This is a genomic window from Burkholderia cepacia complex sp. TUM26381 (genome assembly GCF_057439935.1).
The window spans coordinates 2,236,226-2,249,884 of record NZ_CM172006.1 but is presented as its reverse complement, the minus strand read 5'-3'; the positions used below and the strand labels follow the sequence as shown (position 1 = coordinate 2,249,884).

At 66.6% G+C, this 13,659-nt stretch carries 11 protein-coding genes; 8 read left to right on the top strand and 3 right to left on the bottom strand.

Going from position 1 to position 13,659, the window contains the following annotated elements:
• Positions 1 to 54 precede the first annotated feature (54 nt).
• Positions 55 to 2,130 carry an NAD-dependent DNA ligase LigA gene (gene ligA, locus ACWMMN_RS10520; protein WP_059233848.1) on the top strand — a complete coding sequence of 692 codons (2,076 nt, stop codon included), beginning with the start codon at positions 55 to 57 and terminating at the stop codon, positions 2,128 to 2,130.
• The gene (gene def, locus ACWMMN_RS10515; protein ID WP_059233849.1) at positions 2,127 to 2,660 is read left to right on the top strand and encodes a peptide deformylase; all 534 of its coding nucleotides are present in this window, start codon (positions 2,127 to 2,129) and stop codon (positions 2,658 to 2,660) included. The genes ligA and def overlap by 4 nt, the downstream gene beginning before the upstream one ends.
• An 80-nt stretch (positions 2,661 to 2,740) precedes the next feature.
• Here def and ACWMMN_RS10510 read toward each other — a convergent pair whose 3' ends face one another.
• Genes ACWMMN_RS10510 through map form a run of 3 tightly spaced genes read right to left on the bottom strand, consistent with a single transcriptional unit; the run spans position 2,741 to position 8,327 of the window.
• Entirely contained in the window at positions 2,741 to 4,873 is a 2,133-nt protein-coding gene (locus ACWMMN_RS10510; RefSeq protein ID WP_486422647.1) for a pseudouridine synthase, read from the bottom strand.
• Positions 4,874 to 4,889: 16 nt separating this feature from the next.
• Positions 4,890 to 7,466, bottom strand: a complete 2,577-nt coding sequence (locus ACWMMN_RS10505; protein ID WP_059233850.1) for a [protein-PII] uridylyltransferase — start codon at positions 7,464 to 7,466, stop codon at positions 4,890 to 4,892.
• Between the two features lie 45 nt (positions 7,467 to 7,511).
• Positions 7,512 to 8,327: a type I methionyl aminopeptidase gene (gene map, locus ACWMMN_RS10500; protein WP_486422646.1), complete on the bottom strand. Its 816-nt coding sequence runs from the start codon at positions 8,325 to 8,327 to the stop codon at positions 7,512 to 7,514.
• Positions 8,328 to 8,705: 378 nt separating this feature from the next.
• Between map and rpsB the strand changes: the two genes are divergently transcribed.
• The 6 genes from rpsB to ACWMMN_RS10470 all read left to right on the top strand — a co-directional run bounded on the left by rpsB (position 8,706) and on the right by ACWMMN_RS10470 (position 13,659).
• A complete protein-coding gene (rpsB, locus tag ACWMMN_RS10495; protein ID WP_006752149.1) occupies positions 8,706 to 9,446 on the top strand; it encodes a 30S ribosomal protein S2 in 741 nt (246 codons plus the stop codon).
• Between the two features lie 162 nt (positions 9,447 to 9,608).
• Entirely contained in the window at positions 9,609 to 10,490 is an 882-nt protein-coding gene (gene tsf, locus ACWMMN_RS10490) for a translation elongation factor Ts (RefSeq protein WP_043190814.1), read from the top strand.
• A gap of 156 nt (positions 10,491 to 10,646) precedes the next feature.
• Positions 10,647 to 11,360, top strand: a complete 714-nt coding sequence (pyrH, locus tag ACWMMN_RS10485; RefSeq protein ID WP_011352459.1) for a UMP kinase — start codon at positions 10,647 to 10,649, stop codon at positions 11,358 to 11,360.
• A 91-nt stretch (positions 11,361 to 11,451) separates the two neighbouring features.
• Entirely contained in the window at positions 11,452 to 12,012 is a 561-nt protein-coding gene (gene frr / locus ACWMMN_RS10480) for a ribosome recycling factor (protein WP_048248629.1), read from the top strand.
• A 49-nt stretch (positions 12,013 to 12,061) separates the two neighbouring features.
• Positions 12,062 to 12,844 carry a polyprenyl diphosphate synthase gene (gene uppS / locus ACWMMN_RS10475; RefSeq protein WP_006478494.1) on the top strand — a complete coding sequence of 261 codons (783 nt, stop codon included), beginning with the start codon at positions 12,062 to 12,064 and terminating at the stop codon, positions 12,842 to 12,844.
• On the top strand, positions 12,838 to 13,659 hold the full coding sequence (locus ACWMMN_RS10470; RefSeq protein WP_059233852.1) for a phosphatidate cytidylyltransferase: 822 nt from the start codon (positions 12,838 to 12,840) through the stop codon (positions 13,657 to 13,659). The genes uppS and ACWMMN_RS10470 overlap by 7 nt, the downstream gene beginning before the upstream one ends.

Genomic DNA, 13,659 nt, shown 5'->3' with positions numbered 1-13,659 from the left:
CGTCAAACTGAGATAATCGGGCATCCGATTTTTCAGAACGACTCTGCCGCCAGCATGGCCCGAACCCAAGCCGAACCGCCAGCCAGCCAGCCCGACGCGCGCGCCGCGTGGCTGCGCGACCAACTCGAGCGGGCGAACTACGCCTACTATGTGCTCGACCAGCCGGATCTGCCCGATGCCGAATACGACCGGCTGTTCCGCGAGCTGCAGCAGCTCGAAACCGATCATCCCGAACTCGTGACGCCCGATTCGCCGACGCAACGCGTGGGCGGTGAAGCGGCAGGCGGCTTCACGCCGGTCGTCCACGATGCACCGATGCTGTCGCTGAACAACGGTTTCGCCGACGAAGACATCGTCGCGTTCGACAAGCGCATCGCCGATGCGCTCGACAAGACGACGGATCTCGCCGGCTCGGTGACCGAGCCTGTCGAATACGCATGCGAACTGAAGTTCGACGGGCTCGCGATCTCGCTGCGCTACGAGCAGGGCGTGTTCGTGCAGGCATCGACGCGTGGCGACGGGACGACGGGCGAGGATGTGACAGAGAACGTGCGCACGATCCGCTCGATTCCGCTGAAGCTGAAGGGCAAGAACGTGCCGGCCGTGCTCGACGTGCGCGGCGAGGTGCTGATGTTCAAGCGCGATTTCGCACGCCTGAACGAACGCCAGCGCGCGGCCGAGCAGCGTGAATTCGCGAACCCGCGCAATGCGGCGGCCGGCAGCCTGCGCCAGCTCGACTCGAAGATCACCGCGCAGCGTCCGTTGTCGTTCTTCGCGTACGGGATCGGCGTGCTCGACGGGATGCCGATGCCCGACACGCACAGCGCGCTGCTCGACTGGTACGAGTCGCTCGGCCTGCCGGTGAACCGCGAACGTGCGGTCGTGCAGGGCGCCGAAGGCCTGCTCGACTTCTTCCGCAACGTCGGCGAGAAGCGCGAATCGCTGCCGTACGACATCGACGGCGTCGTCTACAAGGTCAACCGGCGCGACGAGCAGGAGCGCCTCGGTTTCGTGTCGCGCGCGCCGCGCTTCGCGCTCGCGCACAAGTTCCCCGCACAGGAAGCGCTGACGAAGCTCGTCGCGATCGACGTGCAGGTCGGCCGCACCGGTGCGATCACGCCGGTCGCGCGTCTCGAGCCCGTGTTCGTCGGCGGCGCGACCGTCACCAACGCGACGTTGCACAACGAGGACGAAGTGCGCCGCAAGGACATCCGGATCGGCGACACCGTGATCGTGCGCCGCGCGGGCGACGTGATTCCGGAGGTCGTCGGCGCGCTGCTCGACCGGCGTCCGGCCGATGCGGCGGAATTCGTGATGCCGACCGAATGCCCGGTGTGCGGCTCGAAGATCGAGCGTCTGCCGGACGAGGCGATCGCGCGCTGTACGGGCGGCCTGTTTTGCCCGGCGCAGCGCAAGCAGGCGCTGTGGCACTTCGCGCAGCGCCGCGCGCTCGACATCGACGGGCTCGGCGAGAAGATCATCGACCAGCTCGTCGAGCTGAATCTCGTGCGCACGCCGGCCGACCTGTTCAATCTCGGTTTCGCGACGCTGGCCGAGCTCGACCGCTTTGCCGAGAAGTCCGCCCAGAATCTGCTCGATTCGCTCGAGAAGGCGAAGCACACGACGCTCGCGCGCTTCATCTACGGGCTCGGCATCCGCCATGTCGGTGAATCGACCGCGAAGGATCTCGCGAAGCACTTCGGCTCGCTGACGCCGATCATGGACGCGTCGCTCGAGGCGCTGCTCGAAGTCAACGACGTCGGGCCGATCGTCGCCGAGTCGCTTCACCAGTTCTTCGCGGAAGAGCACAACCGGACCGTGATCGAGCAGCTGCGCGCGCCGGGCAAGGTCACGTGGCCGGAAGGGCCGCCCGCGCCGAGGGCGCCGCAGGGCGTGCTGGCCGGCAAGACGGTCGTGCTGACGGGCACGCTGCCGACGCTCACGCGCGATGCCGCGAAGGAGATGCTCGAAGCGGCGGGCGCGAAAGTTGCGGGTTCGGTATCGAAGAAGACGGATTACGTGGTCGCGGGCGCCGAAGCCGGCAGCAAGCTCGTGAAGGCCGAGGAACTCGGCATCCCCGTGCTGGACGAAGACGGTCTGCACCAACTCCTGGAGGGCAATACGCCATGATTCGCGAGATCCTGAAGATGGGCGATCCGCGCCTGCTCGAAATCGCCAAGCCGGTCGAGCGGTTCGATACCCCCGAACTGCACGAGATCGTCGCGGACATGTTCGAGACGATGCACCATGCGAACGGCGCCGGGCTGGCCGCGCCGCAGATCGGCATCGGGCTGCAGATCATCATCTTCGGCTTCGGCAACAACAACCGCTACCCGGATGCGCCGCCGGTGCCCGAGACGGTGCTGATCAATCCGAAGGTCGAGTACATGCCGCCGGACATGGAAGAGGGCTGGGAAGGCTGCCTGTCGGTGCCGGGCATGCGCGGCGTCGTCAGCCGCTATGCGAAGGTGCGCTACAGCGGCTTCGACCAATTCGGCGAGAAGATCGACCGCGTCGCCGACGGGTTCCACGCGCGCGTGGTCCAGCACGAATACGATCACCTGATCGGCAAGCTGTATCCGATGCGGATCACCGACTTCACGCGTTTCGGCTTCACCGAAGTGCTGTTCCCGGGGCTCGACCCGACCGGCGACGACTGATCGCCCGGCTTCCGGCAGACAAGAAAAAAGCCCGCTTGCGCGGGCTTTTTCATTGCATGGCGCACATGGCTCGCCTGCGGTCAGAACGTCTCGTCGGCCGACAGATAGCGCCATTGGCCTTGCGGCAGCGCGCCGAGCATCACGCGGCCCATCCGCACGCGCTTCAGGCCGATCACGTCGAGGCCGACCAGTTCGCACATGCGGCGGATCTGGCGTTTCTTGCCTTCGCGCAGCACGAAGCGAAGCTGCTCGCCGTTCTGCCAGCTCACCAGCGCGGGCTTCAGCGCGACGCCGTCGAGTTCGAGGCCGTGACGCAGCTTCGCGAGCGATTCCGCCGGGAAGTGCTGGTCGATGTCGATCAGCTGCTCGCCGAAGCGCACGCGCACCAGGTATTCCTTGTCGATGTCCGATTGCTCGCCGATCAGCTGCTTCGCGATCACGCCGTTCTGCGTCAGCACGAGCAGGCCGGTGGAGTCGATGTCGAGCCGGCCGGCCGGTGCGAGCGCATGCAGGTGCTGCGGCGAGAAGCGCACCGGCGAATGATCGCCGCTCCAGCGGTTCGCGCGCGTGATCAGGACGGCCGCCGGCTCGTAGCCGTCTTCCGCCTGACCCGACACATAGCCGACCGGCTTGTGCAGCAGGATCGTCACCTGCGCGGCCTGCGCGGCGCTCGCGCGCTCGTCGATCTCGATTTTCTGGTCGGCGCGGACCTTGGTGCCGAGCGTGTCGATGCGTTCGCCGTCGACGAGCACCCAGCCCTTTTCGATCCATTCGTCGGCTTCGCGGCGCGAGCACATGCCGAGCTCGGACATCCGCTTCGACAGGCGCATCAGGCCCGTTTCGTCGCCGTAGTCGACGTCGGCAGAAACGCGCTTGACCGGTTGCGCGGTCTTGACCGCGCCGAACGAGCGGCGCTCGCCGTCGCGTGCGGGGCGGGCCGGGCGGTCGCCGAAGCTGCGCTTCGCGCCTTCGCCGGCTGCCTTGTCGCGGTAGGACGGGCGCTTGCCTTCGTCGGCGCCTGCGCGGCGCGGACGGGAATCGTCATCACGACGCGGCGGGCGATCGGACGACGTGCGGCGGTCGCCGAAGCTGCGTTTTGCGCCTTCGCCGGATGCGTTGTCGCGATACGGCGCGCGTGCACCGCCTTCGCCAGCTGCGCGGCGCGGACGTGCATCGTCATCACGGCGCGGCGGGCGATCGGACGACGTGCGGCGGTCGCCGAAGCTGCGTTTTGCGCCTTCGCCGGATGCGTTGTCGCGATACGGCGCGCGTGCACCGCCTTCGCCAGCTGCGCGGCGCGGACGTGAATCGTCGTCGCGGCGCGGCGGGCGATCGGACGACGTGCGGCGGTCGCCGAAGCTGCGTTTTGCGCCTTCGCCGGATGCGTTGTCGCGATAGGGCGCGCGCGGGCCGCCTTCGCCACCTGCGCGGCGCGGACGTGCATCGTCGTCACGGCGCGGCGGGCGATCGGACGGCGTGCGGCGGTCGCCGAAGCTGCGCTTCGCGCCTTCGCCGGATGCATTGTCGCGATAGGGCGCGCGCGGGCCGCCTTCGCCACCTGCGCGGCGCGGACGTGCATCGTCGTCACGGCGCGGCGGACGATCGGACGACGTGCGGCGATCGCCGAAGCTGCGCTTCGCGCCTTCGCCGGATGCGTTGTCGCGATACGGCGCACGTGCACCGCCTTCGCCACCTGCGCGGCGCGGACGTGAATCGTCATCTCGGCGCGGCGGGCGATCCGACGACGTGCGTCGATCGCCGAAACTGCGCTTCGCGCCTTCGCCGGATGCGTTGTCGCGATACGGCGCACGTGCACCGCCTTCGCCACCTGCGCGGCGCGGACGTGAATCGTCATCACGGCGCGGCGGGCGATCCGACGACGTGCGGCGGTCGCCGAAGCTGCGCTTCGCGCCTTCACCGCCTGCGTTGTCGCGATACGGCGCGCGCGGACTGCGTTCGGCACCGCCGTCACGCGGCGCGCGCTTGGCCGGTGCGCGATCCGCGCCCGGGCGCTCGGCGCCTGCGGCCCCGCGCGGCTTGAACGAGCGTTCGCCGGCGGCGGCCGGGGCGGCCTTTTTCGGACGCGCCGGCTTGTCGCCTGCCGGCGGCGTAGCGGGACGCACCGCCTTGCGGGCGACGAGGCTGCCGGAGCGGACAGGGGCGCGGGTCGGCGACGCCGGCTTCGGATTCTTGACGGTTAGTTTGGTGCGCATAAACGCTTGAATTCATTCAGACTGCGATCGCACGCAGCAATTCGGTTTCGAGCTGGATCTGCAGGCGGTTGTCGGACAGGCCGGCACCCGCGAGCAGGAAGATGTCCTCGACGCGTTCGCCGAGCGTGTTGATCCGCGCCGCATGGACGCCGATCTGATGCTCGGCGAGTACGCGCGCGATCGAATAGAGAAGGCCCGGCCGGTCGTTGGCCGACACGGACAGGATGTAGTACTGGCCGCGCTCGTCGGCCCGCAGGTCGACGCGCGGCGTGATCGGAAACGTTCGGGACAGCCTCGACAGGCGGCCCTTGGACGGCTCCGGCAGCGGGGCGGTTTCGGCGAGCCGCGTCGCGAGCTGCTGTTCGACGAGATTCGCGATGTCGCGGTACCGCACGTCGCGTTCGGTCTGCGTGACGATGAAGTTGTCGAGCGCATAGCCGTGCCGCGTCGTGCTGACGCGTGCATCGAGCACCGACAGCCCGTTGCGGTCGAAATATGCGCAGATGCCCGCGAACAGGTCGGGGCGGTCCTTCACGTACACGAGCACCTGCAGCGCGTCACCGATCGGCGACGGCCGCGCGCGGACGATCGCGGTTTCGGCGTTCACGTGCCGGTACAGCACGCGCGTCTGCCATGCAATGTCGGCCGCATCGTGACGCAGGAAGAAGCCGACGTCGAGCTGATCCCACAGCGCGCGGTGCGCATCGTCGGGGACGGTCTCGAGGCGCAGCAGCGCGAGCGCCTGTTCCTGCCGCGACTTCAGCTCCGAATGCGCGTCGGGGTTCGCGCCGCCGAGCACCGCGAGCGTGATGCGGTACAGGTCCTCGAGCAGCTTGCCCTTCCACGTGTTCCACACCTTCGGACTCGTGCCGCGGATATCGGCGACGGTCAGCAGGTACAGCGCGGTGAGGTAGCGTTCGTTGCCGACGACTTCGGCGAAGCGCTTGATGACTTCGGGGTCGCTCGTGTCCTGCTTCTGCGCGACCTGGCTCATCGTCAGGTGATGCTGGACGAGCCATACGATCAGCGACGCGTCGTCGCCGACGATGCCGTGCTCGCGGCAGAAGCGTCGCGCATCGGCCATCCCGAGGGTCGAATGGTCGCCGCCGCGGCCCTTCGCGATGTCGTGGAACAGCGCCGCGACATACAGCACCCACGGGCGCTCGAAGTTGCCGATCAGCTGGCTGCAGAACGGGTATTCGTGCGCATGCTCGGCCACCGCGAAGCGGCGGATGTTGCGCAACACCATCAGGATGTGCTGGTCGACCGTGTACACGTGATACAGGTCGTGCTGCATCTGGCCGACGATGCGGCGGAAGTTCAGCAGATAGCGGCCGAGCACGCTCGTCTGGTTCATCAGCCGGAACGCGTGCGTGATGCCTTCGGGCTGCTGCAGGATCTGCATGAACGTGTCGCGGTTCTGCGGATCGCGACGCCACGCGTTGTTCATGATTTCGCGCGAGTTGTACAGCGCGCGCAGCGTGCGGGCGGACAGGCCCTTCACGCCGCGGGTCGTCTCGTACAACAGGAACGCTTCGAGGATCGCGTCGGGATGGCGCTCGAACACGCCGTCGTCGACGATCTCGAGCATGCCCTGCTTTTCGACGAAGCGGTCGGGCGACAGCACGCGCGTGATGCCGCTCGTTGCGGGGAAGAGTTGCGCCTCGATGTTCTGGATCAGGATCGTCGCGAGCTGCGTGACGGCTTTCGCGGCCCAGTAGTAGCGGCGCATCAGCTGCTCGCTCGCGCGCTTGGCCTGCGTCGGCTGGTAGCCGAAGCTCTCGGCGGCCTGCGTCTGCAGGTCGAACACGAGCATGTCCTGGCGGCGGCCGGCGATCACGTGCAGGCGCGCGCGCAGCGTCTTCAGGAATCCTTCGTTGCGGCGCAGTTCGCGTGCTTCGCGATCGGTGATGAGGCCGCGCGTATCGAGTTCGCGCCAGCTGCTGCCGAAGCCCGCCGCGCGTGCGATCCACAGGATCGTCTGCAGGTCGCGCAGCCCGCCGGGGCTTTCCTTCACGTTCGGTTCGAGGCTGTACGGCGTGTCCTGGAACTTCGCGTGGCGCTGGCGCATCTCGAGCACCTTCGCGGTGAAGAACGCGCGGGCGTCGAGCGCCTCGTGGTAGTGCACCGTGAAACGCTCGAACAGCGCGGTGCTGCCGACGATGCGGCGCGCTTCCAGCAGCGAGGTCTGCACCGTGACGTCCTGCGACGCCTCCTCGATGCACTGCGCGACCGTGCGCACGCTGCTGCCGATCTCGAGACCGAGATCCCACGCCATCCCGATGAAGCGCTCGATGCATGCGTCGAGCGCCGGATCGTGCGCGTCGGGCAGCAGCACGAGGATGTCGACGTCGGAATAGGGCGCGAGCTCGCCGCGCCCGTAGCCGCCGACGGCGACGAGCGCGAGCGTCGCGGGCAGCCCGCAGTCGTCCCACACGCGCTTGAGCGCATCGTCGGTGAGTTTCGACAGCGCGTGCATCAGCGACGCGACGTTCGTCGCGCGGCGAAAGCGCTCGAGCATCTCCGTCTTGGCGGCCTTGAATTCGGCGCGCCGCGACAGCGCGTCGGGCGAGGGGGCGGCGTGAGCGCTCATGGGCGGCCGTTCAGGTGCGGGTGGGGCGGGCTGGCGCGACGGCGCTCAGACGGCGGCGGCCGGTTGCGCGAACACGGGGCGCGCCGGCGTGCCGGCCGACACGGTCAGCACGTCGTAGCCGGTCTCGGTGACGAGCACCGTGTGCTCCCACTGCGCGGACAGGCTGCGGTCGCGCGTCTTGACCGTCCACTGGTCGGGCATCGTGCGGATGTCGCGCTTGCCGGCGTTGATCATCGGCTCGATCGTGAAGATCATCCCGGCCTTCAGCTCGATGCCGGTGCCCGGACGGCCGTAGTGGACGACCTGCGGATCCTCGTGGAACACCGTGCCGATGCCGTGGCCGCAGTATTCGCGCACGACGCTGTAGCCCTGCGCTTCCGCGTGCTTCTGGATCGCGTAGCCGATGTCGCCGAGGTGCGCGCCGGGCTTGACCTGGTCGATGCCGAGCCACATGCATTCGTAGGTGGTCTGCACGAGACGCTTCGCGAGGATCGAGCCTTCGCCGACGATGAACATCCGGCTGGTGTCGCCGAAGTAGCCGTTCTTGATCACGGTGATGTCGATGTTCAGCGCATCGCCGTTCTTGATCACCTTCTCGCCGGGAATGCCGTGGCAGATCACGTCGTTGACCGAAATGCAGGTGGCCTTCGGGTACGGCGGATAGCCGGGCGGCTGGTAGTTCAGCGGCGCCGGGATCGTGCCCTGTTCGTTGAGCATGAATTCATGACAGCGGCGATCGAGTTCGGCGGTCGTGATGCCCGCGACGACGTGCGGCGTGATGAAGTCGAGCACTTCGCTGGCGAGACGGCAGGCGACGCGCATCTCCGCGATATCGTGTTCGTTTTTGAGCGTAATAGCCATCGAGGTATGCCTGGAATGCGGTGAATTGACGGATTATCGCACCTTATGGCGGGCCTCGCAGCCCCTGCCGGCCGCGCGGATGCGGGTTTTCGCGGATTGTCCGGCCGGCTGCCGCACGGCTAGCGAAAGTGGTGAGCGACTTGAGAGCGGACAAATCGGCGTGCTATACTCTTTGGCTAAGTCGATATCCAAATGCCGAATTTGCCCCATCTTGGGGCGGCATGGCGATGAAAGGCTTACGGCACGGGCGTTTTGCACGTGCCGAATCGCAAGCCGGCGCAACCAGGGTGCCGGCCGCGTGGAATCGGTGCCCTTCGGGGCGGGTTCGCGCGGCGGTACGGCGGCCGGCTTAAGACCCAACCCTCGTGGAGAATTTACATGGCAGTTACGATGCGCCAAATGCTGGAAGCAGGTGTCCACTTCGGTCACCAGACGCGCTTCTGGAACCCGAAGATGGCTCCGTTCATTTTCGGTCACCGCAACAAGATTCACATCATCAACCTCGAAAAGACGCTGCCGATGTTCACGGACGCACAGAAGTACGTGCGCCAGCTGGCAGCGAACCGCGGCACGATCCTGTTCGTCGGCACGAAGCGTCAATCGCGTGACACGATCGCCCAGGAAGCGCAGCGCGCAGGCATGCCGTTCGTCAACGCACGCTGGCTCGGCGGCATGATGACCAACTTCAAGACGCTGAAGGTATCGATCAAGCGCCTGAAGGACATGGAAGCGGCAGTCGAGGCAGGCGAGCTCGAGAAGATGAGCAAGAAGGAAGCGCTGCTGTTCGAACGCGAAATCGCCAAGCTGCAGAAGTCGATCGGCGGCGTGAAGGACATGGGCGGCATTCCGGACGCAATCTTCGTCGTCGACGTCGGCTACCACAAGATTGCCGTCACGGAAGCGAACAAGCTGGGCGTGCCGGTCATCGCCGTGGTCGATACGAACCACTCGCCGGAAGGTGTGGATTACGTGATCCCGGGTAACGACGACTCGAGCAAGGCAGTCGCGCTGTACGCCGAAGGCGTGGCCGACGCGATCCTCGAAGGCCGTGCGAATGCGGTCAACGAAGTGGTCCAGGCCGCACGCGGCGACGACGAGTACGTCGAGGAAAACGCGTAACTGGCCCCGAGCCGGCGCAAAAAGGGGGCTCTCAACAGGCCCCCTTTTTTTAAGCTTGTGCGCCGGACCTGATCGCGCCGAATCGGCGCGGGTCCGGAAACGAATCTCGGCCGTTCGCGTCCAAGCGGGCGGCGTTGTGAATACAGACTCAAGGAGCGAATGATGGCGGCAATTACCGCAAGCATGGTGGCAGAACTGCGCGCAAAGACCGACGCACCGATGATGGAGTGCAAGAAGGCGCTGACGGAAGCCGACGGCGATCTGGCCAAGGCTGAAGAGCTGCTGCGCGTCAAGCTCGGCAACAAGGCGAGCAAGGCGGCATCGCGCGTGACGGCTGAAGGCGTCGTCGCATCGTTCGTCGGCGGCAATGCAGGCGCGCTGGTCGAACTGAACTGCGAAACCGACTTCGTCGCGAAGAACGACGACTTCCTCGCATTCTCGAAGACGGTTGCAGAACTCGTCGCGACGCAAAACCCGGCCGACGTGGCTGCGCTGTCGGCGCTGCCGCTCGAAGGCTCGACGGTCGACGCAGTGCGCCTGGCACTGATCGGCAAGATCGGCGAGAACGTCTCGATCCGCCGTTTCGTCCGTTTCGAAACCGCGAACAAGATCGCAACGTACCTGCACGGCGCGCGTATCGGCGTGATCGTCGAGTACACGGGCGCGGAAGAGCAGGTCGGCAAGGACGTCGCGATGCACATCGCGGCAATGAAGCCGGTCGCGCTGTCGTCGGCCGACGTGCCGGCAGAACTGATCGAGACGGAACGCCGCGTGGCCGAGCAGAAGGCTGCGGAATCGGGCAAGCCGGCTGAAATCGTCGCGAAGATGGTCGACGGTAGCGTCCAGAAGTACCTGAAGGAAGTGTCGCTGCTGAACCAGACGTTCGTGAAGAACGACAAGCAGACGATCGAGCAGATGCTGAAGGCGGCGGATTCCGCCGTGCAGAAGTTCTCGCTGTTCGTCGTCGGCGAAGGCATCGAGAAGCGCCAGGACGACTTCGCCGCCGAAGTGGCCGCGCAAGTCGCAGCAGCAAAGCAGCAGTAAGCAGTCAGGCAGTATCCGCGGCGGGCGTCCGCTCCGCCGCGGCCGGCGGCGCTGCCGGCCGGCCGGGAACCCCGGTCCGGTCGTCGGCGCTTGCCCGAATCAGTATTTCGCCCCTACAGTTCGTGGTTGTCATCCTCTCGTCGCTCGGAAGCCCCTATGTCCAATGCCTATAAACGCGTCCTTCTCAAACTCTCCGGCGAAGCGCTGATGGGCGACGATGCCTTCGGCATCAATCGCGCGACGATCGAACGGATGGTGGCCGATATTGCCGAAGTCGTGCGTCTCGGTACGCAGCTCGCGGTCGTGATCGGTGGCGGTAATATTTTCCGCGGTGTCGCGGGTGGCGCGGCCGGCATGGACCGCGCGACGGCCGACTACATGGGGATGCTCGCGACGATGATGAACGCGCTGGCGCTGCAGGACGCGATGCGCCACGCCGGCATCGAGGCGCGCGTGCAGTCCGCGCTGCGCATGGACCAGGTCGTCGAGCCGTACATCCGGCCCCGCGCGATCCGCCAGCTCGAGGAAGGCCGCGTCGTGATCTTCGCGGCCGGTACGGGCAACCCGTTCTTCACGACGGACACGGCCGCTGCGCTGCGCGGTTCGGAAGTGGGCGCCGAGGTCGTGCTGAAGGCGACCAAGGTCGATGGCGTATATTCTGCCGATCCGAAGAAGGATCCGTCGGCCACGCGTTACACGACGATCACTTTCGACGAGGCGATCAGCCGCAATCTGCAGGTGATGGACGCGACGGCCTTTGCGCTGTGCCGCGACCAGAAGCTGCCGATTCGCGTGTTTTCGATCAACAAGCCGGGCGCGCTCAAGCGCATCGTGCTGGGCGAGGACGAAGGTACGCTCGTCCACGTGTAAACTCCCGCGGATGCGGGTCATCGGCCGCGGCGTATGTCCTGCGCCGGGCGGGGCCCGCGTTCTTTGAAGGTTTGAAGGTTCGGAGGTTGAAATGAGTGTCGCTGATACCAAGAAGGGCGTCGAGCAAAAGATGCAGCGCTCGATCGATGCATTCAAGAGCGATCTGGCAAAGATCCGTACGGGCCGTGCGCACACCGGCATGCTCGATCACGTGCAGGTTGACTACTACGGGTCGATGGTGCCGATCTCGCAGGTTGCCAACATGACGCTCGTCGACGCACGGACGATCGGTGTGCAGCCGTGGGAAAAGCCGATGGTCGCAAAGGTCGAGAAGGCCATTCGCGAAGCCGATCTCGGCCTGAACCCGGCAACGTCCGGCGATCTGATCCGCGTGCCGATGCCCGCGCTGACGGAAGAGCGCCGCCGCGAGCTGACCAAGGTCGTGAAGAGCGAAGGCGAAACGGCCAAGGTCGCGATCCGCAACCTGCGCCGCGACGCGAACGAAGCGCTCAAGAAGCTCGTGAAGGACAAGGAAATCTCGGAAGACGACGAGCGCCGTGCGAGCGACGACGTGCAGAAGCTGACCGACAAGCACGTTGCCGAAATCGACAAGCTCGTGCAGAGCAAGGAAGCCGAGATCATGACGGTCTGACGACCGTCCTCGCGCGCCGCCTTCTTCCCGCATTACTGTCTCAACGGCCATGACCTATACCAGCTCTACCGTTCGCGTGCCTGACGTCGGCGTCGTGCCGCGTCACATCGCGATCATCATGGACGGCAACGGCCGTTGGGCGACCGAACGCCGCTTGCCGCGCGTCGCGGGGCACACCCGCGGCGTCGATGCCGTCCGGGCGGTGGTCGAAGGTTGCGCGCGCGCCGGCGTCGAATACCTGACGCTGTTCGCGTTCAGTTCGGAAAACTGGCGCCGGCCGAACGACGAAGTGTCGTTCCTGATGCGGCTGTTCATCACTGCGCTCGAGCGCGAGGTGGGCAAGCTGCATGCAAACGGGATCCGCCTGCGTGTCGTCGGCGATCTCGACCGTTTCGAGCCGCGCATCCGCGAACTGATTCGCCGCGCCGAAACCAAGACGGCGCGCAATACGCGCCTGACGCTCACCATCGCGGCCAACTACGGCGGGCGGTGGGACATCCTGCAGGCGACGAAGAAGCTCGTCGAGCAAGCCGTGCGCGAAGGTCGCGAGGTCGAAGTGACCGAGGACGCATTCGCGCCGCACCTGGCGATGGCCTATGCGCCGGAGCCCGATCTCTTCATCCGTACGGGCGGCGAGCAGCGCGTCAGCAACTTTCTGCTGTGGCAGCTCGCGTACGCCGAGTTCTATTTCACCGACAAATACTGGCCGGACTTCGACGGCGCGGCACTGGCCGACGCGATGGCGTCGTATACCGAGCGCGAGCGCCGTTTCGGGCGCACGAGTGCGCAGCTCGAACCGCAATCGCAAAACGCCGACTCCCTTTCATGCTGAAAACCCGTGTGATCACGGCGATCGTGATGCTGGCAGTGCTGCTGCCGGTGACGCTGTTCGCGCCGCTCACGGCGTTCGGCGCGCTGATCGGCGCCGTGCTCGTGTTCGCCGCGTGGGAGTGGGCGCGCCTGCTGAAGCTCGGCGGCGCCGGCCCGGTCGTCTATGCGGTCGTCGCGGCGCTTGCGCTGGCGGCCACCACGCCGCTCGGCGTCGATGCGGCCGGATCTCGCCCTCTTTTCATGGCAGCCGGCGTGTTCTGGCTGCTGGTCGGTCCGTTCGCGCTGCGGCGCAAGCCCGAACTCGCGGGCGGCGTCTGGCGGCCGTTCCTGCTCGCCGCCGGCCTGATCGTGTTCGCGGCCTGCTGGCATGCGCTCGTCGCGGCGCGTGCGCAGGGCGTGCCGTTCGTGCTGTCGCTGCTACTGGTCGTCTGGCTGGCCGATATCGGTGCATACTTCGCGGGCAAGGCCTTCGGAAAGCGTAAACTGGCCATCACGATCAGCCCCGGCAAGAGCTGGGAAGGCGCGATCGGCGGCTGGCTGGCGGTGATGGTCGTCGCCGGTGCCGCGATGGCCGCGCATGCGTTCGAGCCGACCCTGTTTTCTGCATTTGCCGCCCGCTACGGGATGTCCGGCGCGTGGGCTGCGCTGACGCTGCTGGTTGCGTACAGCGTGATCGGCGACCTGTTCGAGTCGCTGCTGAAGCGGCAGGCGGGCGTCAAGGATTCGAGCGGACTGCTGCCGGGCCACGGCGGCGTGCTCGACCGTGTCGACGCGCTGCTGCCGGTGCTGCCGCTCGCGATGCTGCTGCTTGGTTAA

Bases quoted from the DNA above. Each gene is read 5' to 3' on its own strand.
- rpsB (WP_006752149.1), top strand. From the start codon at position 8,706: ATGGCAGTTACGATGCGCCAAATGCTGGAAGCAGGTGTCCACTTCGGT.
- tsf (WP_043190814.1), top strand. From the start codon at position 9,609: ATGGCGGCAATTACCGCAAGCATGGTGGCAGAACTGCGCGCAAAGACC.
- def (WP_059233849.1), top strand. From the start codon at position 2,127: ATGATTCGCGAGATCCTGAAGATGGGCGATCCGCGCCTGCTCGAAATC.
- ACWMMN_RS10470 (WP_059233852.1), top strand. From the start codon at position 12,838: ATGCTGAAAACCCGTGTGATCACGGCGATCGTGATGCTGGCAGTGCTG.
- ligA (WP_059233848.1), top strand. From the start codon at position 55: ATGGCCCGAACCCAAGCCGAACCGCCAGCCAGCCAGCCCGACGCGCGC.
- ACWMMN_RS10510 (WP_486422647.1), bottom strand. From the start codon at position 4,873: ATGCGCACCAAACTAACCGTCAAGAATCCGAAGCCGGCGTCGCCGACC.
- pyrH (WP_011352459.1), top strand. From the start codon at position 10,647: ATGTCCAATGCCTATAAACGCGTCCTTCTCAAACTCTCCGGCGAAGCG.
- frr (WP_048248629.1), top strand. From the start codon at position 11,452: ATGAGTGTCGCTGATACCAAGAAGGGCGTCGAGCAAAAGATGCAGCGC.
- uppS (WP_006478494.1), top strand. From the start codon at position 12,062: ATGACCTATACCAGCTCTACCGTTCGCGTGCCTGACGTCGGCGTCGTG.
- ACWMMN_RS10505 (WP_059233850.1), bottom strand. From the start codon at position 7,466: ATGAGCGCTCACGCCGCCCCCTCGCCCGACGCGCTGTCGCGGCGCGCC.
- map (WP_486422646.1), bottom strand. From the start codon at position 8,327: ATGGCTATTACGCTCAAAAACGAACACGATATCGCGGAGATGCGCGTC.